The sequence below is a fragment of the Pseudomonas sp. BIGb0381 genome, from assembly GCF_024809815.1.
Lineage (GTDB): Bacteria > Pseudomonadota > Gammaproteobacteria > Pseudomonadales > Pseudomonadaceae > Aquipseudomonas.
Genome location: NZ_JANUEN010000004.1, coordinates 267,278 through 289,619 on the forward strand (window position 1 = coordinate 267,278; position 22,342 = coordinate 289,619).

Consider the following 22,342-nt stretch of genomic DNA (forward strand, 5'->3'; position numbering starts at 1 on the left):
AGCCCTTTAACCGTTGCGCAGGTGGGCGAGAACCGTTGTCATCAAGGCTTCACGGCGACAAAGGATTTTGCCTGAGGCGGCCTTTCGCCCATAATCGTTTCTTTTTGCCGCCCCCCCAATCCCGCAGGAGCCCCATGGAGCACTTTCGCAATATCGGCATTATCGGTCGCCTGGGCAGTACCCAGGTGTTGGACACCGTCCGCCGGCTGAAAAAATTCCTGCTGGAACGCCACCTGCATGTGATCCTCGAAGACACCATCGCCGAAATCCTCCCCGGCCACGGCCTGCAAACCTCCTCGCGCAAGATGCTTGGCGAAGTCTGCGACATGGTCATCGTGGTCGGCGGCGATGGCAGCCTGCTCGGCGCGGCCCGGGCCCTGGCGCGGCATAACGTGCCGGTGCTGGGGATCAACCGCGGCAGCTTGGGGTTTCTCACTGATATCCGCCCCGACGAGCTGGAAGTCGAAGTGGCCAAGGTGCTCGACGGCCATTACCTCGTGGAAAACCGCTTCCTGCTGCAGGCCGAAGTGCGCCGTCACGGCGAAGCCATCGGCCAGGGCGATGCGCTCAATGACGTGGTGCTGCACCCGGGCAAATCCACGCGGATGATCGAATTCGAGCTGTATATCGACGGCCAGTTCGTGTGCAGCCAGAAGGCCGACGGCCTGATCGTCGCCACCCCGACCGGCTCCACCGCCTACGCGCTGTCGGCCGGTGGCCCGATCATGCATCCCAAGCTCGATGCCATTGTGATCGTGCCGATGTACCCCCATATGTTGTCCAGTCGGCCAATTGTGGTCGATGGCAACAGTGAGCTGAAAATCGTGGTGTCCAAAGACATGCAGATCTACCCGCAAGTCTCCTGTGACGGGCAGAACCATTTCACCTGCGCCCCCGGTGACACCATCACCGTGAGCAAGAAGGCACAGAAGTTGCGGTTGATCCACCCGCTGGATCACAACTACTACGAAGTGTGCCGCACCAAGTTGGGCTGGGGCAGCCGCTTGGGGGGTGGAGGCGACTGATGCTCGATCCCGCGCGTAGCTACGACCTGATTGGTGACGTGCACGGTTGCGCTCATACCCTTGAGCACTTGCTCGAGCAGTTGGGCTACCACAAGCAGGCTGGCACCTGGCGCCATCCGTCGCGCATGGCGGTGTTCCTGGGCGATATCATCGACCGTGGCCCTCGCATTCGCGAGGCGCTGCATATCGTCCACGACATGGCCGAGGCCGGCCAGGCGCTGTGCATCATGGGTAACCACGAGTTCAATGCCCTGGGCTGGGCCACACCGGCGCCGCCGGGCAGTGGCAAGCAGTTCGTGCGTGAGCACACCCCACGGCATGAGCGGCTGATCCACGAGACCCTGACCCAGTTCGAGCACCACCCGGCCGACTGGCGCGACTTCCTCGGCTGGTTCTACGACATGCCGCTGTTTGTCGATGCCGGGCGTTTCCGCGTGGTGCATGCGTGCTGGGACGACGGCTTTATCCAGCCACTGCGCGCGACGTTCCCGGATGGCTGCATCGACCAGCACTTCCTGCAGGCCGCCGCCGTGCCCGGCAGTTTTGCCTGCAACGCTTTCGACCGTCTGTTGCGCGGCACCGATATGCGCCTGCCGGACGGCCTGACGCTGACCGGTGGCGATGGCCTGACGCGCTCGTTCTTCCGCACCAAGTTCTGGGAAGACGACCCGAAAACCTACGGCGACATCGTGTTCCAGCCCGACGCCTTGCCTGAGCCGGTGGCGCGCACGCCCTTGTCGCCCCATGAAAAAAATTCCCTGCTGCGCTACGGCGCCGACGAACCGTTGCTGTTCGTCGGCCATTACTGGCGCAGCGGCAAACCGGCGCCGATCCGCCCGAACCTGGCGTGCCTGGACTACAGCGCGGTGCTGTACGGCAAGCTGGTGGCGTATCGGCTGGACCAGGAAACCCGACTGGATCCGCATAAATTCGTATGGGTCGACGTTGAGCGACCCGAGGTGATTGTATGAGTGCCGTGCCCGTATTGCGCTTGCCGTTGAGCGTCGACCTGGGCGGTTTCGTGAAATTGCTGCAACGCATGCAAGTGCCACATCGCGTCAGCGAGGAAGCCGGCGAGCAGGTGTTGTGGGTGCCCGAGACCATCAGCGACGACGTGCGCGTGCTGTACCAGCGCTTTCCCGCCGGTGATCCGGACCAGACGCTGGATATTCCCGAGCAGGCGCCGGTAACGCGTCCCGGCTTTGCCCAGCAAGTGCGCCATAGCCCGGTAACGGCGCTGGTGCTGCTGGCGAGCATCATTGTCGGCGCCGTGACCTTGCTGGGTGAAAACCTGCAGGCCATGAGCTGGCTGACCTTCCTGCCGTTCCGGGTGATGGGCGAGTACATCCAGTTCACGCCGTTCGCCGAGATGTTGGCCTCCGGTCAGTGGTGGCGGCTGGTCACGCCGATGCTGATCCATTTCGGCATCCTGCACCTGGCCATGAATGGCATGTGGTACTGGGAGCTGGGCCGGCGTATCGAAGTGCGCCAGGGCAGCATCAACCTGCTTGGCCTGACCCTGTTGTTCAGCCTGGTCTCCAACTACGCGCAATATGCCTACGGTGGCCCCGGTCTGTTCGGTGGCTTGTCCGGCGTGCTGTATGGCCTGCTCGGGCATTGCTGGATCTTTCAACTACTCTCGCCCAACCCGGCCTATCGCTTGCCCCGTGGGGTGCTGGTGATGATGCTGGTGTGGCTGGTGCTCTGCCTGTCAGGGCTGGTCTCGATGATCGGTTTCGGCGAAATTGCCAACGCTGCCCACGTCGGCGGCCTGGCCATCGGTTGCCTTACCGGTTTGCTGGGCGGTTTGTATAACCGTCGCAAATCCTCTCTTTGATAAGGAAGAGCCTTATGTCCTCTTTTGCTGAAATGATCGAAAACATCACCCCGGACATCTACGAGAGCCTCAAGCTCGCCGTGGAAATCGGCAAGTGGTCCGATGGCCGCAAGCTCAGTGCCGAGCAGCGCGAACTGTCCCTGCAGGCCATGATCGCCTGGGAGATCCAGAACCTGCCGGAAGACCAGCGCACCGGCTACATGGGCCCGCAGGAATGCCAGTCGAAGTCGACCACCGTGCCGAACATCCTGTTCAAGTCGGATGCGATCCATTGATTGAAATTGGTCGCGGTGCAGTCAGCAAAATGTCGGCGCAACTGGGTGAGCCGACCGTTCAATACGCGTTTCGTTTGGGCGATACCGAAGTGCCGGTCAACCCCCTGATCGGCACCCATGTGCGCCTGGAATACCTCGGTGCCATCCATTGCAGCCATTGCGGCCGCAAGACCAAGACCAGCTTCAGCCAGGGCTACTGCTACCCGTGCATGACCAAGCTGGCCCAGTGTGACTTGTGCATCATGAGCCCGGAGCGTTGCCATTACGACGCCGGCACCTGCCGCGATCCTGGCTGGGGCGAGACATTCTGCATGACCGACCACGTGGTGTACCTGGCCAATTCGTCGGGGATCAAGGTCGGCATTACCCGTGCCACGCAATTGCCGACGCGTTGGCTGGACCAGGGCGCCAGCCAGGCGTTGCCGATCATGCGCGTGGCTACACGCCAGCAATCCGGGTTTGTCGAGGATGTGCTGCGCAGCCAGGTGGCGGACAAGACCAATTGGCGTGCGTTGCTCAAGGGCGACGCGGCAGCGGTGGACCTCAAGCAGGTGCGCGACGAGTTGTTCGCCTCCTGTGCCGACGGCCTGCTGCAATTACAGGAACGCTTCGGCCTGCAGGCCATCCAACCGGTAACCGACCTCGAACCGTTGGAAATCCGTTACCCGGTGGAGCAGTATCCGGCCAAGATCGTCAGCTTCAACCTGGACAAGAACCCGATTGCCGAAGGCACGCTGCTGGGGATCAAGGGCCAATACCTGATCTTCGACACCGGCGTGATCAATATTCGTAAGTACACGGCCTACCAGCTCGCCGTGCATCAGTAGAAGGATGCCACCCATGCGCACCGAACAACCGAAGATGATTTACCTGAAGGACTATCAGGCGCCGGACTACCTGATCGAAGAGACGCACCTGACCTTCGAGTTGTTCGAGGACCACAGCCTGGTCCACGCGCAGCTGGTAATGCGCCGTAACCCCGAGCGTGGCGCCGGCCTGCCGCCGCTGGTACTCGACGGCCAGCAGCTGGAGTTGCTGACGGTCAACCTCGGCGACCAGGAACTGAGCGAGGCTGACTACCAGCTGACGGACAGCCACCTGACCCTGCATCCGACCCGCGAGACCTTCACGGTCGATACCAGCGTGCGCATCCACCCGGAAAGCAACACTGCCCTGGAAGGCTTGTACAAATCCGGCAGTATGTTCTGCACCCAGTGCGAGGCCGAAGGTTTCCGCAAGATCACCTATTACCTCGACCGCCCGGACGTGATGAGTGCCTTCACCACCACGGTGATCGCCGAGCAACACCGCTACCCGGTGTTGCTGTCCAACGGCAACCCGATTGCCAGCGGTCCTGGTGAAGACGGCCGCCACTGGGCAACCTGGGAAGACCCGTTCAAGAAGCCCGCCTACCTGTTCGCACTGGTGGCCGGTGATTTGTGGTGTGTCGAAGACAGCTTCACCACCATGACTAACCGCGAAGTGGCGCTGCGCATCTACGTCGAGCCGGAAAACATCGACAAGTGCCAGCACGCCATGACCAGCCTGAAAAAATCCATGCGCTGGGACGAAGAAACCTACGGCCGCGAGTACGACCTCGACATCTTCATGATCGTCGCGGTCAACGACTTCAACATGGGCGCCATGGAGAACAAGGGCCTCAATATCTTCAACTCCAGCGCCGTGCTGGCCCGGGCCGAAACCGCCACCGACGCCGCGCACCAACGGGTCGAGGCCATCGTCGCCCACGAATACTTCCACAACTGGTCGGGCAACCGTGTGACCTGCCGCGACTGGTTCCAGCTGTCGCTGAAAGAAGGTTTCACCGTGTTCCGTGATTCGGGCTTCTCCGCCGACATGAACTCCGCCACGGTCAAGCGCATCCAGGACGTGGCTTACCTGCGTACCCACCAGTTCGCCGAAGACGCCGGCCCCATGGCCCATGCGGTGCGCCCGGACAGCTTTATCGAGATATCCAACTTCTACACCTTGACCGTGTACGAAAAAGGCTCGGAAGTGGTCGGCATGATCCATACCTTGCTCGGCGCCGAAGGCTTCCGTAAAGGCAGCGACCTGTACTTCGAACGCCATGACGGCCAGGCCGTGACCTGCGACGACTTCATCAAGGCCATGGAAGACGCCAACGGCGCCGACCTCAGCCAGTTCAAGCGCTGGTACAGCCAGGCCGGTACGCCACGCCTGGCGGTGAGCGAGTCCTACGACGCTGCGGCCAAGACCTACAGCCTGACCTTCCGCCAGAGCTGCCCGGAAACCCCGGACAAGGTCGAGAAACTGCCGTTCGTAATTCCGGTCGAGCTGGGCCTGCTGGACGGGAAGGGCGCGGGCATTGCCTTGCGCCTTGTCGGTGAAGCGACAGCCGGCGGCACGTCCCGCGTGATTTCGGTGACCGAAGCCGAGCAAACCTTCACCTTCGTCGACATCGCCGAACAGCCATTGCCGTCGTTGCTGCGTGGTTTCTCGGCACCGGTGAAACTGAGCTTCCCGTACAACCGCGACCAACTGATGTTCCTGATGCAGCATGACAGCGACGGCTTCAATCGCTGGGATGCGGGGCAGCAGCTGTCGGTGCAGGTGTTGCAGGAACTGATCGGTCAGCATCAACAGGGCAAGGCGTTGCAGATGGACCAGCGCCTGATCACGGCATTGCGCAGTGTGTTGAGCGACGAAAGCCTGGACCAGGCCATGGTTGCGGAAATGCTGTCGTTGCCGGGCGAAGCGTACCTGACGGAAATCAGTGACGTGGCGGATGTGGATGCCATCCACGCCGCGCGTGAGTTTGCGCGCAAGCAACTGGCTGACAACCTGCATGAACCGCTGTGGTTGCGTTACCAGGCCAATCGCGAGCTGTCCAAGCAGACGCCTTATGTAGCCGCCGCCGAGCACTTCGCCCGGCGTGCCTTGCAGAACATCGCGCTGTCGTACCTGATGCTCAGCGGCAAGCCCGAAGTGCTGGCGGCGACGCTTGAGCAGTTCGACACCAGCGACAACATGACCGAGCGCCTGACCGCGCTGGCGGTGCTGGTGAACTCGCCGTTCGAAGCGGAGAAGACCCAGGCGCTGGCGGTATTTGCCGAGAACTTCAAGGACAACCCCTTGGTCATGGACCAGTGGTTCAGCGTGCAGGCCGGCAGCACGTTGCCGGGCGGGCTGGCGCGGGTCAAGGCGTTGATGGAGCACCCGGCATTCACTATCAAGAACCCGAACAAAGTGCGTGCACTGATCGGCGCGTTTGCCGGGCAGAACCTGATCAACTTCCACGCCGCCGACGGTTCGGGCTACCGCTTCCTGGCGGACCTGGTGATCCAGTTGAATGCTTTCAACCCTCAGATCGCTTCGCGCCAGTTGGCGCCGCTGACCCGCTGGCGTAAATACGACAGCGCGCGCCAGGCGTTGATGACGGCGGAGCTGGAGCGCATTCGTGGGTCGGGTGAGTTGTCCAGCGATGTGTTCGAGGTGGTGAGCAAGAGTCTTGCTTAAATAAACCGCTTCGGTAAAAAAAACGGCCTGTTCAGGCCGTTTTTTTTGCCCCGGAGCTTCGTTCAAGGAGCGCTTTTTTGCTGCTGACGTTTCCTGGCAGAAGGCTCTGCTAAGCTGCGGCACTTTTCCTTATTCGGTGGGATCAACGTGTCGCGTACCACTCGTCTACTCACTTTGTTGCAGGCCCTGCGGGGCAAGAAACGCCCGGTGACCGCCGCCGTGCTGGCGGCGCAGTTGGAGGTGTCGGAGCGCACGCTGTACCGCGACATTGCTGAGTTGACCGCCCTGGGCGCGCCGATTTTCGGCGAGGCCGGGGTAGGGTATGTGCTGCGCAGCGGGCTGTTTCTACCGCCGTTGATGCTCAACGCCGAGGAAACCGAAGCCGTGGTGCTGGGCTTGCGTTATGTCGATCAGCGCGGGGATGAGGTGTTGAGTCGAGCCGCCGCCAACGCGTTGGCCAAGATTGCCGATGTACTTGACCCTGCCGCCCAGGAAGCCTTGCGCAACCCGACGCTATTGCCCGGCCCGCCAGGGTTCGGCTACCCGGAAAACCGCGTGCCCCTCAATGTGTTTCGCGAGGCGATCCGCAATCAGGCCAAGTTGCATATCGACTACGCCGATGCCAGCCAGACCCAGAGCCAACGCCTGATCTGGCCCCTGGCCCTGGGGTTCCTCAATGAAGTGCGGGTGGTTGTGGCTTGGTGTGAGCTACGCGGCGCCTATCGCACCTTTCGCACCGACCGCGTGGCGAGTGCCAAGGCCCTCGGTGAACGTTATCCGGGGCGGCGCAGCGACTGGCTGCGGGCCTGGCGCAAGCTGATGGAGCAGAATGAAACCGGGCCGTTTACTCCTGACAAGAACTGACACATCCCTGGCTTAGCATGGTGCCACAACCACCTAAGAAGGAGCTTTGCCATGTCCCAGCCTGAACTGGCCCCAGCCATCGCGGCTTATATCGCGGCGACCAATGCCCGCGACACCTCGGTCATTGCCCACTGTTTTGCCGACGATGCCAATGTGTTCGATGAAGGCCAGCACCAGGTGGGCACCGCCGCCATTGCGCACTGGATGGAAGACACCGGGCGCCGTTACCAGCCGCGTGTCGAGGTGCTCAACGTGCAGCACCGTACTGGCAAGGTGCTGGTCAGCAATGTGGTCTCCGGCAACTTTCCCGGCAGCCCGCTGGAATTGCGCTACACCTTTCGCCTGAACGCGCAGGGCAAGATTTCACGACTGGACATCTCCCTGTAGGTCATAATCGCGGGCATGACTTTCGACTCGCCCCTCGCTGCCTACCAACACGCCATCGCCCAACAGGGTTTCGTCGTCGACGACGCCCAGCGCCGGGCGGTGGACGCCCTGCAAGCCTGCCATGCAGCCTTGCATCAAGGCCATTCGCCCGTGACTGGCGTTTACCTGTGGGGGCCAGTGGGCCGTGGCAAGACCTGGTTGATGGATCAGTTCTACCAAAGCCTGCGGGTGCCCGCACGGCGTCAGCATTTTCACCACTTCATGGGCTGGGTGCACCAGCGTCTGTTCCAGCTCACCGGCACCCATGACCCGTTGCAGGCGCTGGCGCGGGAATTGAGCCGGGAGGTGCGGGTGTTGTGTTTCGACGAGCTGTTCGTCAATGACATCGGTGACGCGATCATCCTCGGCCGGCTGTTCCAGGTCATGTTCGAGGACGGTGTGGTGATGGTCTGCACCTCCAATCAACCGCCGGCCCAGCTGTATGCCGATGGCTTCAATCGGGAGCGCTTCCTGCCGGGCATTGCGGCGATCGAGCGGCATATGCAAGTGGTGGCGGTAGACGGTGGTGAGGATCATCGCTTGCATCCCGGTATTGGCCTGCAGCGCTATTGGGTGAACCGACCCGACGCGCTGTCGAATGTGTTCGAACAATTGGCCGAAGGGCAAACGGTAAGTCGTGGCCCGGTCACCGTTGGCCATCGTTCCATCGTTTGCGTGCAGGCCAGTGACAGCGTGCTTTGGTGCCGCTATGCCGACCTCTGCGAACAACCCCTGGCGGCGATGGATTTCATGCTGCTGTGCGATCGCTTCAAGGTGATCCTGCTGGGGGAGGTGCCCAATCTGAGTGCGCAACAGCGTCCAGGCCGGATTGCCCGTGGCACCGAGGATGGGGCCGAGCGTGTGGTAGCCGGTGATCGAGAGCTGCCGCAGTTGTCGGTGCACGACGACAGTGTGCGTCGGTTCATCGCCTTGGTGGACGAGTGCTACGACCGCAAGGTGCCGTTGTTTATCGAAGCCCAGGTGCCGCTGGAGCGCCTGTATACTGATGGTTACCTGGGGTTTCCTTTCCGTCGCACCCTGAGCCGGTTGCAAGAAATGCAGCTGCAGCGCTTCGGCTGAGACCTGTACGAAAAAAGCCCTGAATTAGCACTTTGTGCTTTTTTAGCGCTAAAGCCTTCGCGCTTTCGGGCGCACATTTGTAGTTAATCTCCTTCATCTGGTGCTGACTCCACGCTTACAATCGTGTCCCTCAAAAGGGAGCAGATTCCCTTGTAGTCGTGATCGAGGACGGAAATGGACACCCCAGATATCCTGGTGCTGCAAGCCAGCTACACCAATCCTGTGCATGCCGAAGCCATTCGCCGCGTGCTTAACCATTACGCAGAAGACCCGATGGGTGGCGGCCACAGCCTGCCCGCCGATCTACTGGAGCAACTGCCGGCCGAGCTGGCCAAGCGCCCCCATGCCTTCAGTGTATTGGCGTTTGTCGGCGGTGAGCCGGCCGGTCTGGTGAATTGCTTTGAGGGGTTCTCCACCTTTGCAAGCCGACCTTTGGTCAACGTTCACGACGTGGTGGTGATGAATGAGTTTCGCGGCTTGGGGCTGAGCCAGAAAATGCTGCTGAAGGTCGAGGAAATTGCCCGCCAGCGTGGTTGCTGCAAGATCACCCTGGAGGTGCTGGAAGGTAATGCCGTCGCCCAGTCGGCGTATCGAAAGTTTGGTTTTGATGACTCGAAGTTTGATCCGGCCCATGGGCGCATGTTGTTCTGGAACAAACCGCTTTAATAAATAGCGGGCGAAAAAAAGGGCGCCTTTAGAGGGCGCCCAATAAACCGTTTGCCAACGGAGCGGAGTGGCCCCGGGTAGTGCGGATTAGCCAAAGATTAAATTAACTCTTGGGTTGTTCCTGTTCGGCAGTATTGGTTTTCGGTGTCTTGCCGTCGGCGGACGCCGTTTGTTCAGTCGTGCCGTGAAGTGTCTGCTGCGTGAAGGTGAAATCTTTGTAGAACTGCTTCGAACGCTCCGAGCCGCCTTCTGCAAACGCGGCAGCGGAGGTCAGGGTCATCAGGCTGGCAAGCATCAAGGTAGCAAGTTTCATCGCAGTGTTCCCATTAAGAATGATCGGTATCCGGTCGCTCCTTGATCAGAATCATGGAGCGACTATGGCGATATCTTATTAAGTGGGAGTTAACATGACGCTGATCGAAAGTTAACGATTTCGTTAACTTTGCAGACGCTGTTTATAGTCTCCAGTCCAGCGCAAGCGTGACGGCCCGTGGGTCACCCCAATACACGCCGTTATAAAAGCCGACGCGTTCGTAATATTTTTTATCAAATAGATTATTAATGTTAAGCGACGCCGAAAGATGCTCGTCGAATTGATAGCGGGACATCAGGTTGACCACGGTGTAGGCCTGTTGCGTGATCTTCGCCCGTTCGGTCACTCGTGTGTTGCCGACGAGAGCCCCTGTGGGTCGATCGCTCCAATCGTAAATGTCGCTCTGCCAGGTCACCGCGCCGCCGACCGTGAGGTTGCGCCACGCACCCGGCAATCGGTAGGCGCTGGAGACCTTCAGCAGGTTCAGCGGCTGCCCGGTGTTGTTGCGTTTGCCTGAGCCGTTGACCGAATGGGTGTAGGTGTAGCCGGCCGTCAGGTTCCAATCGGGCATGATTTCCCCGGCAGCTTCCAATTCGAAGCCGTTGACCTTGTTACCTTTGCCGCCGGACTTGTAGTACTCCTCGCCAGTGGTCGGGTTCCGCGCTACCGAGTCGTCCCGCTCTGCGACGTTGTCCTGGGTGCTCCAGAAGTACGCTGCCGCCAGGTTCAAGCGTTCGCCCAGTACGCTCCCTTTAAGGCCGACCTCATAGTTGCTGCCCACCACGGGTTCCAGGTACTTCTTGCTGGCATCCTTGAGGCTTTGTGGCTTGAAGATGTCGGTGTAGCTCGCGTAGACGGTGTACTCCGGCGTCAGGTCGTAGAGTAGGCCGGCGTAGGGCGTCCACATATCATTGTGGGTCTGGCTGGTTTTGCCGGCTGCAGTAAGCTGGTCGTTGGCATCGTATTGTGGGGCCGCGCTTTTCAGTTCCCAACTGCCATAGCGGCTGCCCAGCACCGCATGCAAGCGCTCGGTAAGGCTCAGGCGCGTGGCCAGGTAGCCGGCCTTTTGTTGCTTGCTGCTGTGTTCGCCCTTGAGGTCGGTGACGGTGTCGCCGAACTTGGCGATCCCGCCCATGTATTTCCAGTCTTCGATGGTGTAGTAGCCGGCAGGTATGTTGCTGCGCATCACGGGGGAGACATCCCGCTGCGTGGCCTCGCCATAGCCCATCATCAATGCATGTTCGCGGCCCAGCAGCGCATAGCTGCCGGCGAGGTTGAGGTCGACGGCCTCCATTCTGGAGGTGCCGCGCATATGGCTCGCCCAGGCGGTCATGCCGCTGCGATCATCGTTGGGGAAGCCCGCGCCGCCGTAGTACACCTTGCCATCCGTGTCGCTCTGGCGATGGGTGTAGGCGGCCTTCACGTGCCAGTCGCCGCCCAGCCTATGGTCGAGGGTCGCGAAGGTGGTCTTGTCCGTCAGCGGCCAGGAACTCCAGTGCGCCGCCATATTGGTGGAGCGCGACAGCCCGGCCTTGCCGCCCTGGCTGTTCCAATACGGCACGGTGCCCCATGAGGTGCCTTGGACCTGCTTGTTCTGGTAATCGAAACCTACGGCCAGCACGGTATCGTCTGAAAGATCACCTTCCAGAATGCCGTAGCCGACCGCCCGCTGCAGGCCATAGTTGTCGCGGAACGATTGGCTGTCTCGGTAGGCCAGCACTGTGCGCCCGCGCAGCTTGCCGTCCAACGCCAGCGGGCCGCCCACGTCCAGGTAGCTGTAGTAGTTGTCATGGCTGCCGGCGCTGACGCCGGTTTTCGCCTGCCATTGGGCAGTCGGGCGCTTGCGCACCATATTGATGGTGGCCGAGGGGTCGCCGGCGCCGGTGGTCAATCCCGTGGCACCGCGTACCACCTCGATGTGGTCATAGATGATGGTGTCGGCGTCGGACTTCATGTAGCCGAAGGTATTGAGCATCCCGTCAATCTGGAAGTTGGTGATGCCGTAGCCGCGGGAGGAATAGGACACGCGGTCGGAGTCGTTATGCTGGACGTTGATCCCGGTGGTCTGGCGCAGCACGTCGGTCAATGTATTGAGATTGAAGTCATCCATCTGCTGGCGAGTGATCACCGAGATCGATTGTGGGGTTTCCTTGACCGACAGGTTCAGGCGGGTGGCGGTACTCATCGAGCCCGTGGTGTAGGCGCCGGTGTGTTCGGTGGTGGCACCCAGGCCTTCGGCAGAGATGTTGGTCGCGCCAAGTTCGAGCGGGGCATGTTCGGGGTCGGTTTCAGCCAGCAGGTCCGGGCTTAACGCGGCGCCGCACAGGCCGAGTGTGAGGGTCATGGAACGGGTAAAAGGCGCGAACATCGCGGAAGACTCCTTGTCGTCTTTGTGGCCACCCCGGAAAGGGAAGGCCTTGGCTCAAAGACGAAAGGAGCGGGGAAACTTTAGGCTTAAACGAGAATGATTGTTATCTATCTGGTGCAAAGCCTATTTTTACTGAAGGACCACATCGGCCGGATTAACCTTTTTTGGCTTGATCAGGCTGAAGTCAATCAAGGCCTTTTGCGGGCGCATGTAGGGGTTGCCGATCATCAGCGGGCGCGACGTGAAGCTGTCGCTCACGACGCTCTTGCTGCGGTCCAGTTCGTTGAAACTCAGCCCGGCGAGGTCGGCCCAGGTATGGATCAATTGCGAGCTGCTGTAAGGGCGTTGCAAGTCGCCTGCAAACTTCCAGTCGTGGGTTTCGCGCCATTTCGGCGAGGCATAGGCCATGAACGGAATGGTGTACATCGGCGCCGTCGGCTTGCCTTCGTTACGTCCCAGGGTGGCGTGGCCAGCCGAGTCGAATACATCTTCACCGTGGTCAGACAGGTATAGCAGGAAGCCGTTGGGATCGGTCTTGGCGTAGTCCTTGATCAGGCTCGACACCACGAAATCGTTGTACAGCACCGCATTGTCGTAGCTGTTGTAGGTGGGCAGTTGATCGTCACTGATCCCGGCAGGTACACCCTGGCGGTCGGTGAATTTGTCGAAGGTCGGCGGGTAGCGGTACTGGTAGCTCATGTGGGTACCGAGCAGGTGCACCACGATGAACTTGCGCTCGGCCGGATCGGCCAGGGCCTTGGAGAACGGTGCAAGGACGTCGCCGTCGTATTGGCGTGCGTTCTGGTTGCGGTTGTTGTTCAGGTACACCTGCTCGTCGGCCTGTTCGGAAAAGGTCGTGAGCATGGTGTTGCGCTTGGTCATGGTCTGCTGGTTGGTAATCCAGTAGGTCTTGTACCCGGCTTGTTTCATCACGCTGACGATCGACGGTGTCTTGAGGTAAAGATCGGGGTTCTCCTCGTCGGCGAACGTCAGTACCTGTTGCAGGGCTTCGATGGTATAGGGGCGCGGGGTGATGACGTTGTCGAACACCGCCAGTTGGTCGCGCAGCTTGTCCAGCTCCGGCGTGGTGTTGCGCGGATAGCCGTAGAGGCTCATGCGCTGACGGTTGGTGGACTCACCGATCACCAGCACCAGGGTCGAAGGCTGGCCGGCCATGGTGTCCTTGAGGTTGGTCAAGGGTGGGATCTGGCTGGCGCTGTCGAGCATGCCTTGCATGTTGTCCAGCTGTTCGGTGTAGCGGCGGTAGGCAACGATCATCTGCCAGGGCACAGCCGGTTCGATGCGCGATTCGAAGCGGTCGATGGCGTCGTCCAGGGTGTCGCTGCGGGCAATCTGCTTGACCAGCGGGTAACCGATAATGGCCACCAGGATCGCCGTTGCCGCCACCAGGGCCTGGCCGCGCGGCAAATACACCGGGCGTACCCGGGTCCACAGGAAAATAGCCACGGCGGTGTGGGCAATGAACGCCAGCACGATCCACCAGGCGAAGTATTGGGTGGCGTACTCGCCGGCTTCAGAGATGTTCGACTCGAACATGATGAAGATGACGCTTTGGGAAAATTCCTGCTGGTAGATGAAGAAATAACCCAGGCTGGCCATGGAACAGGCCCATAGCACCACACCGATCAGGGCGGCAAGCAAGCGCGTACGCCGGGGGAATACCAGCAGTGGCGCGAGCCATATCGCGCTCATGAAGAAGGCTTGGCGAAAACCACTGAAGCCGGAAGTGCCGCTGAGTTGGATCAGCAGTTGGGTAATGCCGGAGAAGTACCAGAAAAACAGGAATAACCAGCCAAGGCCGGCCCAATCAAAGCCTTTCGCAGACGTGGTGCTGCGTTCGAACATCGCCATCCAGTGCTCCAACCCGGTAATTTTTCAGTTGGCGCGCAGGGCTGCGCGCAACAGAGGCCACCCTTGCATGGGGTGGCCCTTGGGGGCGGGAGTATCGGGAAGGGCATGTGAAAACTTTGTGAGATTTATGTAGCCGTAATCTTACAAATTAATAACGGGCTCAGCAGAGTGCAGGCTGCACACCGGAAGGCTGATCAAGCTGGGCTTGAATGATATGAGCACGCAGGCGCATGACTTCCTGCTGCAGCTGTTCGCGTTCGTCTTTCAGCTGGCGCAACTCATCACGACGGATAGTGACGTAGAGGGTCTGTGGAGGACGGGTCATCTGTGCTGTGCTCATTGCTTACCTCGCAAATAGCCGGTGTGTCGCGGTGTGCCAGAACGCTTGAGTCGAGGTTCTCGGCAACAGTCGAAAGCAATTCTGAATTCTTTTTCACTTCAATGGAACTTTTTTATTTTTGGTGGTCGTGTGACTTTCGGGGGTGTGATGGTGAAACGATGGCAATTTTTTCCCATGAAACTACACGGTTCTGCCCTGGACTAACCCTCATTAGCCTCATTGCGCTATAAACTATGTCACACATTTTTTAGCAGTTAGGAGCATCAGCACATGCAACTGGGGATTATCGGACTAGGCCGCATGGGCGGGAATATTGCACGGCGCCTGATGCTCAACGGGCATACCACCGTTGTTTACGACCGTAACGAAGCATTTGTCAAAGGTTTGAGCGAAGAGGGCGCCACCGGCGTTGCCGACCTGAAGGCCCTGGTGGCCGGGCTGCAGAAACCGCGTGCTGTCTGGGTGATGTTGCCGGCAGGCGACCCCACCGAAAACACCATCAATGAACTCAGTGAGCTGCTGGAAGACGGTGACGTGATCATCGACGGCGGCAACACCAACTATAAGGATGACGTGCGTCGCGGCAAGGCCCTGGCGCAAAAAGGCCTGCACTATGTCGATGTCGGTACCTCCGGCGGCGTCTGGGGCCTGGAACGTGGCTACTGCATGATGATCGGCGGCGACACCGAGACTGTGCAGCGCCTCGACCCGATCTTCGCCAGCCTGGCACCGGGCCTGGGCAATATCCCGCGCACCAAGGACCGTTCCGCTGCGGCTGACAAACGTGCCGAGCAGGGCTACATCCACGCCGGCCCGGCGGGCTCCGGGCATTTCGTCAAGATGATCCACAACGGCATCGAGTACGGAATGATGCAGGCGTTTGCCGAAGGTTTTGACATCCTCAAGACCAAGAACTCGGAAAACCTGCCCGAAGACCAGCGCTTCGATCTCAACGTTGCCGATATCGCCGAAGTCTGGCGCCGTGGCAGCGTGGTCTCGTCCTGGTTGCTGGACCTGACCGCCGACGCCCTGGCCACCGACCCCAAGCTGGACGGTTACTCCGGTTCCGTGGCCGACAGTGGCGAAGGCCGCTGGACCATCGAAGCCGCCATGGAACAAGCCGTGCCGGTGCCGGTATTGTCCACTTCGTTGTTCGCGCGGTTCCGCTCGCGCCAGCAGAGCACCTACGGTGACAAGATGCTGTCTGCCATGCGCTTTGGCTTTGGCGGCCACGTGGAGACTTCCAAAAAATGACCGCCAACGGCAAGAAACTCAAGGCCGAACCTGCTCCACCCACCACCCTGTTTCTGTTTGGCGCCCATGGCGACCTGGTCAAACGTCTGCTCATGCCGGCGCTGTACAACCTCCGTCGTGATGGCTTGCTGGGGGATGGCTTGCGCATCGTTGGCGTTGATCACAACGCCATCAGTGATGCCGACTTCGCCAAGAAACTCGAGGACTTTATCCGCACCGAGGCGGCGAGCAAGATCAAGGGCAATGCGGATAACGCCCTCGATCCGACATTGTGGGCGCAACTGGCCAAAGGCATCAGCTACGTCGAGGGCGATTTCCTCGATGACAGCACCTACGCCGACATCGGCAAGAAGATCGCTGACAGCGGCACCGGCAACGCGGTGTTCTACCTGGCCACTGCACCGCGCTTCTTCAGTGACGTGGTGCAGCGCCTGGGCAGTGCCGGCCTGCTGACGGAAACCGATGACAGTTTCCGTCGCGTGGTGATCGAGAAGCCCTTCGGCTCCGACCTGGCCACCGCCGAAGCGTTGAACGCCAGCCTGCTCAAGGTGATGAGCGAGAAGCAGATCTATCGCATCGACCATTACCTGGGGAAGGAAACGGTGCAGAACATCCTCATCAGCCGTTTCTCCAACGTGCTGTTCGAAGCGTTCTGGAACAACCATTACATCGACCACGTGCAAATCACCGCCGCCGAAACCGTCGGCGTGGAGACGCGAGGCAATTTCTTCGAAAAAACCGGCACCCTGCGCGACATGGTGCCCAACCACCTGTTCCAGCTGCTGGCGATGGTGGCCATGGAGCCCCCGGCCGCCTTTGGTGCCGATGCGGTGCGCGGTGAAAAGGCCAAGGTCATCGGTGCGGTACGCCCGTGGTCCCTGGAAGACGCGCGGGCCAACTCGGTGCGCGGGCAATACACCGCTGGCGAAATTGCCGGCAAGTCACTGCCCGGCTACCGCGAAGAAGCCAACGTCGCTCCCGACAGCAGCACCGAGACCTTCGTCGCCCTCAAGGTGATGATCGACAACTGGCGCTGGGTCGGGGTGCCGTTCTACCTGCGCACCGGCAAGCGCATGAGCGTGCGCGACACCGAGATCGTGATCTGCTTCAAGCCGGCGCCCTATGCGCAGTTCCGCGACACCGAGGTGGATGAAGTCAAGCCCACCTACCTGAAAATCCAGATCCAGCCCAATGAAGGCATGTGGTTCGACCTGCTGGCGAAAAAGCCCGGGCCAACCCTCGACATGGCTAGCATCCAGCTGGGTTTTGCCTACAAGGACTTCTTCGAGATGCAACCGTCGACCGGGTACGAAACCCTGATCTACGACTGCATGACCGGTGACCAGACCTTGTTCCAGCGTGCCGACAACATCGAGAACGGCTGGCGTGCAGTGCAACCGTTTCTGGATGCGTGGAAGGAGGACGACGGGATCCAGACCTATAAGGCCGGTGAAGACGGGCCGGCAGCGGCTGATGTGTTGCTGGCGCGCGATGGCCGCACCTGGCACTCGCTAGGATGAGTGATGCAGCGATTCATCCCATCCGTTTTATCCTCAGCGACGTGGACGGCACCTTGCTGCATCCGGATCACAGCCTGAGCCAGCGCACCGCCGATGCGGTGAGCGCCCTGCGCGAGGCCGGGGTGTTTTTCAGCCTGGCCAGCGGGCGACCGCCGAAGGCCATGCTGCATCTGATCGAGACATTCGGGATCGATATGCCGGTGGCGGGCTTCAACGGCGGCACCTTGATCAACCCGGATGGCAGCATCCTGGTTGCCCACCACCTGCCGGCGGAGGCGGCGCTGGTGACCCTGGCGCTATTCTCGGCCGAGCCGGATGTGGAGGCGTGGGTGTTTGCCGACGGTGACTGGCTGCGCCGCGGCCCGCCAGGGCCGGTGGAACCGCGCGAAGCCCATGGCCTGGGATATGGACCGGTGGTGGTGGAGAGTTTCGAGCCCTACCTGGATCGTATCGACAAGATCGTTGCAGCGAGCAACAACGCCCAATTGCTGGTGGCGTTGGAAGCGCAATTGCAGCCCAAGGTCCAGGGCTTGGCCCAAGTGTCGCGTTCGCAGCCGATTTATCTGGATGTGACGGCCATGTTGGCCAACAAGGGCGAGGCTTTGAAGACGCTGGCGGCGCACCTTGGGGTGCAGCTGGAACAGACGGCGGCCATCGGTGACGGGGGCAATGATCCGGCGATGTTTCAAGTGGCCGGGTTGTCGATTGCCATGGGGCAGGCGGAAGAGGTCGTCAAGCGCCAGGCCAGTGTCGTTACCGGCAGCAATGTCGAGGATGGCGCTGCCGAAGCAATCGAACGGTTTATTCTCGCGGCGCGATAAGCGTCTTAAGTTGTATTGCGCAACTTGCGATCACTGTTTTGCAGTGATCGCAAGTTGGTCGCGATTTACTTCGGCATGGCCCAGGACTGCAACTGGTAGCCATCCTTGTCGAGCTCGGCGCGGGCTTGCAACAGCAAGTCTTCCAATTGCGCCGGGTCGCTATAAGTGTTCGACGACAGTTGTTTGCTGCCGATACGGGTATTGGTGCGGTCGATGACACTCAGGCTCAGGGCGCCGTTGCCATCGTGCCAGGCCACGCATTGAAAGGGCTGGAAAGCACGGTCTGCGATCAAAAGAGCTTCGTTGATGCGGAGCGGGGCGTTCATGTGGGTCTCTCTCTAAATGCCCATTCAAGTGAGTACCGGCGGTTGGGCTGACCGTGCGGCGGGTTACTTGTACTGATGCGCGATGGCGGGGTACGGGTCACATGTTAGAGCAACAATTTTCAACTTTTCCTGACTAACGTCATGTAAGCGGCTGTTTTGAAAGCGGATTGAAAGCTTTGCGATGGCGCAACTTTCTGCCCTCTAACCCGAGCAGTGGCTTTTTGCCCGCTCTTATAGCAAAACGATACAAGCGGGCGTCAATATCTTGCTAGGGTTATCGACAGCCAATACAAACTATTGTTTCTAAATAACTTTAATAATATTGACGCCAAGGATCAGTCATGGGTGTGCCCCTCGTCCAACGTCGTTTGCTCGTGGTTGACCCCTGTGACGACTGTCACGGCTTGCTGCCCGGTTTGCGTACGGCGGGGTGGGATGTGGACAGCTGTGCACTGCAATCGGTGGGAGAGCGCTCCTGCGATGTCGGCCTGTTGCGCCTGCAGCCCTATCACCTGGAGCGGCCCGAAGCCGTCAAGGAACTGATCAGCCGCAGTGGCACCGAGTGGATCGCCGTACTCAGCCAGGATGTGCTGCGCCTGCAAAATGTGGGCGACTTCGTCTGCGAGTGGTTTTTCGACTTCCATACCTTGCCATTTGACGTCGCGCGGGTGCAGGTGACTCTGGGCCGCGCGTTTGGCATGGCGCGCCTGCGCGGCAAGGGTCACACGCCGGTTGATGAAGGGCATGAACTGCTGGGTGACAGCCGACCCATTCGTGAGCTGCGCAAATTATTGTCGAAGCTGGCGCCCACGGAGTCCCCGGTGTTGATCCGTGGCGACAGCGGCACCGGCAAGGAGTTGGTGGCCAAGACCCTGCACCGCCAGTCCCAGCGCCATGCCAAGCCCTTTGTCGCGATCAACTGCGGCGCCATTCCCGAACACCTGATCCAATCCGAACTGTTCGGCCATGAGAAGGGCGCGTTTACCGGTGCCCATCAGCGCAAGGTCGGGCGCATTGAAGCGGCCCATGGCGGCACACTGTTCCTCGATGAAATCGGCGATTTGCCCATGGAGCTGCAGGCCAACCTGCTGCGCTTTCTCCAGGAAAAGCAGGTCGAGCGGGTCGGCGGCAGCCAGCCCATTCCGGTCGATGTGCGAGTGCTGGCGGCCACCCACGTCGACCTCGAAGCGGCTGTCGCCAAGGGCTCTTTTCGTGAAGACTTGTACTACCGGCTCAATGTGCTGCAGGTGGTCACCGCGCCTTTGCGCGATCGCCATGGTGATGTGGCGATGTTGGCCAACCACTTTTCGCGCTTCTACAGCCAGGAAACCGGTCGACGCCCCCGCAGTTTCAGCGAAGACGCCTTGGTGGCCATGGGGCAGCACCTGTGGCCGGGCAACGTCCGCGAGTTGGCCAACCGCGTGCGCCGCGGCCTGGTACTCGCCGAAGGGCGCCAGATCGAAGCCGCCGATCTGGGATTGGTGGGCGAACAGGCAATTTCGCCCCCCATGGCTACACTGGAAGACTACAAGCACCGCGCCGAACGCCAGGCGCTGTGCGATGTGCTTAACCGGCACAGCGACAACCTGAGTGTCGCGGCCCGCGTGCTGGGCATTTCCCGGCCGACGTTCTACCGGTTGTTGCACAAGCACCAGATCCGCTAGGGCGGGTAAACCGAAAAGCCCCGCAACGACCCTTATCGTTGCGGGGCTTTTCCTTATGGATGTTGCGTCAAGTTAATCAGAAGTAATACGGGAATTTCAGGCTGAACGTAAAGTCCGGCGCATCATCCGTCATGCCGATTGCAAGGTTCGGCACGATCGTCAGGTTATCCGACGCCGCAATGGTCATCCCCACGTTGAAATAGCCGGCGTTGGCATCGCTGGACACCACCGATTGCCAGTCGCCGCCGTTGGGCTTGAGCCTGCTCTTGCGCTGCACCAGGTCGGACACCGAGAACGACATACTCATCTTCTCGTTGAGGGCGAAGGCCACGCCGACACCGAACTGGAAACTGTCGCCCAGGCTGACCTTGCCGCCGACCTTCTGGTTGACGTCACTGCTGATGTCATCAAACGATTCTTCGAAGTTATGGGTGTAGGACAACGAACCAAACAACACGGCAGGGTCGAAGGTCTTGACCAGGGAGATCCCCGGCGTGATCGACCAGACCCCATTGCCCGTAGGCAGGCTTTCCGGCACGAACAGGTTGTCGTTGCCGGGTGTATTGATCAGCTTGATACCAAACGGTTCTTTACCCGTAGGGGCCTTGACCCGCACCGATACCACGGCATCCGGCAGGGTGGGGGTTTCGTCGAGGAACTTGTAGGCCACGCCGAAGTTGACGTCGCCGATGGTCGGATCGCGGGTGACCGACTGTTCCGACGTCGCGGTGCCGTTGTTGCCGGCGCCGGCAGACTGGTAAGTCGACTCGCGGTACACCACCGGCACGTTCACGTCGAACTGCCAGCGGTTATCGAGGTTGTAGCGCCCGGTCAGGTCCAGGGTCCAGTTATCGGACTTGATCCGGTCCAGGTTGATGTTGCCGAGGAAAATCGAGTCCAGCGCCAGGAACCCGTTGAGGGTCAACTGGCGGGCGTCGTAACGGGCATAGGTGACGCCGGTTTCGAAGCTGAACTTGCCATTGCCGAAAAAGCCGCTGGCTTCGTTATAGAGGTTACTGACGCTTTGCGCCGGCGCGGAGTCATCCTTGAGGGACTGGCCGTAGGAACTGCCGCCACCCCCTCCTGCGCCACCGGATGCTGCTGTGGCACCCGTGCCCGCGACGGTGGTGCCTTTGGCTTTTTGAAAGTCTGCCGGGGACTTGGCCAGGCGTTTGGGAGCCGGGGTGGCCGGTTGGTCTTCGACCTGACGCACACGCTGCTCCAGGACGGCCAGAGCTTTTTGCTGCACTTCGTATCGCTGCTTGAGTTCCAGAAGTTCCTGTTTGAGGGTTTCGATGTCGCTATCTGGCGCTGCATACAGAACAGATGCGGGCAAGAGCGTACTTAAACAGATCACAGCACGGAGCGATAACGATCGATGCATGAAATAAGCCGTCCTTTATCTAATGCGTAAGTGTCGACGGTCAGCGTAGTTCAATAACCGAGCGTGCGTAGGGCTTTGAGTTGATCCAAGTTGCAATTTAAGGCGCCGTTGTTCAAACCGTTGTTGTTCATCACTACGTTGAGTTGGGTCATGTTGTTGACGAAGTTAGTGTTGCCGGTTAGGACCGTGCCTTGCAGCACATTCCCGCCACCGATCTGCTGCAGGCTGTTGCCTTGGTTGTGGTTGGCCTGGATCGCCATCTGCAAGCCACCGTTGTTGGCCGACACGCTCACGCGGCCTGCCGCGCTGTCACCGGTCACCGTACCTCCGGCGACCAGCACTTGCCCCGATTGCACGATGTTGGAGGGTGCAAAACCGTTTTCGACGGTGATGCCCACATTGTTATAAGCGGTGTTGCCATCGCCGGCGGTACGCACGCTCTGCGTCACGCCCTGGCCGCTGCCCAGGCCGGCGCCACCGGTTACCGTGCCGGTGCCGGTGTTCGGGTTCGTGCCGTTGCCGGTCGAGCCAGTGGTTTGTACGTAGAATTGCGGGGTAATGGTCGACGAGTCGACCTGCATACTGGCCTTGCCGGTGATGCTGTCACCCACGGCATTGGTCCAGGTGCTGCTCATGACAATGCCGAAGCTGATGATTCGCCCGGGCATCACGTAACGGCCGCGCAGGTCGGCCATTTCCGAGTCCTTGAGTTCGATGGGTTTGAACCCCGACGAAGCATAAGCGGGCATTGAGGCTGCCAGACACAAGACCGTCAGCCAACGGGAAGTGTTCATCTGCTGCTCCTGGAG

Annotated in this window: 21 protein-coding genes; 14 read left to right on the plus strand and 7 right to left on the minus strand. The window is 60.3% G+C overall.

Features of this window, described 5'->3' with window-relative positions; translation table 11 throughout:
• Positions 1-134: 134 nt before the first annotated feature.
• The 10 genes from M2397_RS14585 (at position 135) to M2397_RS14630 (ending at position 9,671) form a co-directional block, all read left to right on the plus strand.
• Complete coding sequence (locus tag M2397_RS14585; RefSeq protein WP_003190745.1) at positions 135-1,025, plus strand: NAD(+) kinase; 891 nt, start codon at positions 135-137, stop codon at positions 1,023-1,025.
• Complete coding sequence (locus M2397_RS14590) at positions 1,022-1,996, plus strand: metallophosphoesterase (RefSeq protein WP_178116770.1); 975 nt, start codon at positions 1,022-1,024, stop codon at positions 1,994-1,996. Before M2397_RS14585 ends, M2397_RS14590 begins: the two co-directional genes overlap by 4 nt.
• A complete protein-coding gene (locus M2397_RS14595; protein ID WP_131696621.1) occupies positions 1,993-2,862 on the plus strand; it encodes a rhomboid family intramembrane serine protease in 870 nt (289 codons plus the stop codon). The genes M2397_RS14590 and M2397_RS14595 overlap by 4 nt, the downstream gene beginning before the upstream one ends.
• Before the next feature lie 14 nt (positions 2,863-2,876).
• A complete protein-coding gene (locus M2397_RS14600; protein ID WP_017738604.1) occupies positions 2,877-3,137 on the plus strand; it encodes a YeaC family protein in 261 nt (86 codons plus the stop codon).
• The gene (locus tag M2397_RS14605; protein WP_065941225.1) at positions 3,134-3,964 is read left to right on the plus strand and encodes a DUF2797 domain-containing protein; all 831 of its coding nucleotides are present in this window, start codon (positions 3,134-3,136) and stop codon (positions 3,962-3,964) included. Before M2397_RS14600 ends, M2397_RS14605 begins: the two co-directional genes overlap by 4 nt.
• Positions 3,965-3,977: 13 nt before the next feature.
• Positions 3,978-6,635, plus strand: a complete 2,658-nt coding sequence (gene pepN, locus M2397_RS14610) for an aminopeptidase N (protein ID WP_259243779.1) — start codon at positions 3,978-3,980, stop codon at positions 6,633-6,635.
• Positions 6,636-6,782: 147 nt separating this feature from the next.
• Entirely contained in the window at positions 6,783-7,499 is a 717-nt protein-coding gene (locus M2397_RS14615; RefSeq protein WP_145337283.1) for a YafY family protein, read from the plus strand.
• Between the two features lie 51 nt (positions 7,500-7,550).
• The gene (locus M2397_RS14620; protein WP_145337284.1) at positions 7,551-7,886 is read left to right on the plus strand and encodes a nuclear transport factor 2 family protein; all 336 of its coding nucleotides are present in this window, start codon (positions 7,551-7,553) and stop codon (positions 7,884-7,886) included.
• A 15-nt stretch (positions 7,887-7,901) separates the two neighbouring features.
• The gene (gene zapE / locus M2397_RS14625; RefSeq protein ID WP_259243782.1) at positions 7,902-9,005 is read left to right on the plus strand and encodes a cell division protein ZapE; all 1,104 of its coding nucleotides are present in this window, start codon (positions 7,902-7,904) and stop codon (positions 9,003-9,005) included.
• Positions 9,006-9,179: 174 nt separating this feature from the next.
• Positions 9,180-9,671, plus strand: coding sequence for a GNAT family N-acetyltransferase (locus M2397_RS14630; RefSeq protein ID WP_131696616.1), 492 nt, complete (start codon positions 9,180-9,182; stop codon positions 9,669-9,671).
• Positions 9,672-9,774: 103 nt separating this feature from the next.
• Here M2397_RS14630 and M2397_RS14635 read toward each other — a convergent pair whose 3' ends face one another.
• The 4 genes from M2397_RS14635 to M2397_RS14650 all read right to left on the minus strand — a co-directional run bounded on the left by M2397_RS14635 (position 9,775) and on the right by M2397_RS14650 (position 14,564).
• The gene (locus M2397_RS14635) at positions 9,775-9,984 is read right to left on the minus strand and encodes a hypothetical protein (RefSeq protein WP_131696615.1); all 210 of its coding nucleotides are present in this window, start codon (positions 9,982-9,984) and stop codon (positions 9,775-9,777) included.
• 142 nt (positions 9,985-10,126) lie between these two features.
• Complete coding sequence (locus M2397_RS14640; RefSeq protein ID WP_259243786.1) at positions 10,127-12,352, minus strand: TonB-dependent siderophore receptor; 2,226 nt, start codon at positions 12,350-12,352, stop codon at positions 10,127-10,129.
• Between the two features lie 129 nt (positions 12,353-12,481).
• Entirely contained in the window at positions 12,482-14,224 is a 1,743-nt protein-coding gene (locus M2397_RS14645; RefSeq protein ID WP_184745819.1) for a phosphoethanolamine transferase CptA, read from the minus strand.
• Positions 14,225-14,384: 160 nt separating this feature from the next.
• Positions 14,385-14,564 (minus strand): DUF6026 family protein, encoded by a 180-nt coding sequence (locus M2397_RS14650; protein WP_256663518.1) that lies wholly within the window; start codon positions 14,562-14,564, stop codon positions 14,385-14,387.
• Between the two features lie 270 nt (positions 14,565-14,834).
• Here M2397_RS14650 and gnd point away from each other — a divergent pair, with 270 nt between their 5' ends.
• The 3 genes from gnd to M2397_RS14665 are packed head-to-tail and all read left to right on the plus strand — an operon-like array spanning position 14,835 to position 18,159.
• Positions 14,835-15,818, plus strand: a complete 984-nt coding sequence (gene gnd / locus M2397_RS14655) for a phosphogluconate dehydrogenase (NAD(+)-dependent, decarboxylating) (protein ID WP_131696612.1) — start codon at positions 14,835-14,837, stop codon at positions 15,816-15,818.
• The gene (gene zwf, locus M2397_RS14660) at positions 15,815-17,338 is read left to right on the plus strand and encodes a glucose-6-phosphate dehydrogenase (protein WP_131696611.1); all 1,524 of its coding nucleotides are present in this window, start codon (positions 15,815-15,817) and stop codon (positions 17,336-17,338) included. The genes gnd and zwf overlap by 4 nt, the downstream gene beginning before the upstream one ends.
• A complete protein-coding gene (locus M2397_RS14665; RefSeq protein ID WP_145337287.1) occupies positions 17,335-18,159 on the plus strand; it encodes an HAD family hydrolase in 825 nt (274 codons plus the stop codon). The genes zwf and M2397_RS14665 overlap by 4 nt, the downstream gene beginning before the upstream one ends.
• Before the next feature lie 65 nt (positions 18,160-18,224).
• Here the strand turns inward: M2397_RS14665 and M2397_RS14670 are convergent, their stop codons facing one another.
• Positions 18,225-18,485: a hypothetical protein gene (locus M2397_RS14670; protein ID WP_032887053.1), complete on the minus strand. Its 261-nt coding sequence runs from the start codon at positions 18,483-18,485 to the stop codon at positions 18,225-18,227.
• 341 nt (positions 18,486-18,826) lie between these two features.
• On the opposite strand from M2397_RS14670, the gene M2397_RS14675 reads away from it, so the two are divergent.
• Positions 18,827-20,149 (plus strand): sigma-54 dependent transcriptional regulator, encoded by a 1,323-nt coding sequence (locus M2397_RS14675; protein WP_131696609.1) that lies wholly within the window; start codon positions 18,827-18,829, stop codon positions 20,147-20,149.
• 76 nt (positions 20,150-20,225) lie between these two features.
• On the opposite strand, the gene M2397_RS14680 is transcribed toward M2397_RS14675, so the two are convergent.
• Together M2397_RS14680 and M2397_RS14685 are read right to left on the minus strand one after the other, a co-directional pair.
• Positions 20,226-21,533 (minus strand): hypothetical protein, encoded by a 1,308-nt coding sequence (locus M2397_RS14680; RefSeq protein ID WP_259243787.1) that lies wholly within the window; start codon positions 21,531-21,533, stop codon positions 20,226-20,228.
• A 50-nt stretch (positions 21,534-21,583) separates the two neighbouring features.
• Positions 21,584-22,327: a hypothetical protein gene (locus M2397_RS14685; protein ID WP_053135060.1), complete on the minus strand. Its 744-nt coding sequence runs from the start codon at positions 22,325-22,327 to the stop codon at positions 21,584-21,586.
• Positions 22,328-22,342: the final 15 nt, after the last annotated feature.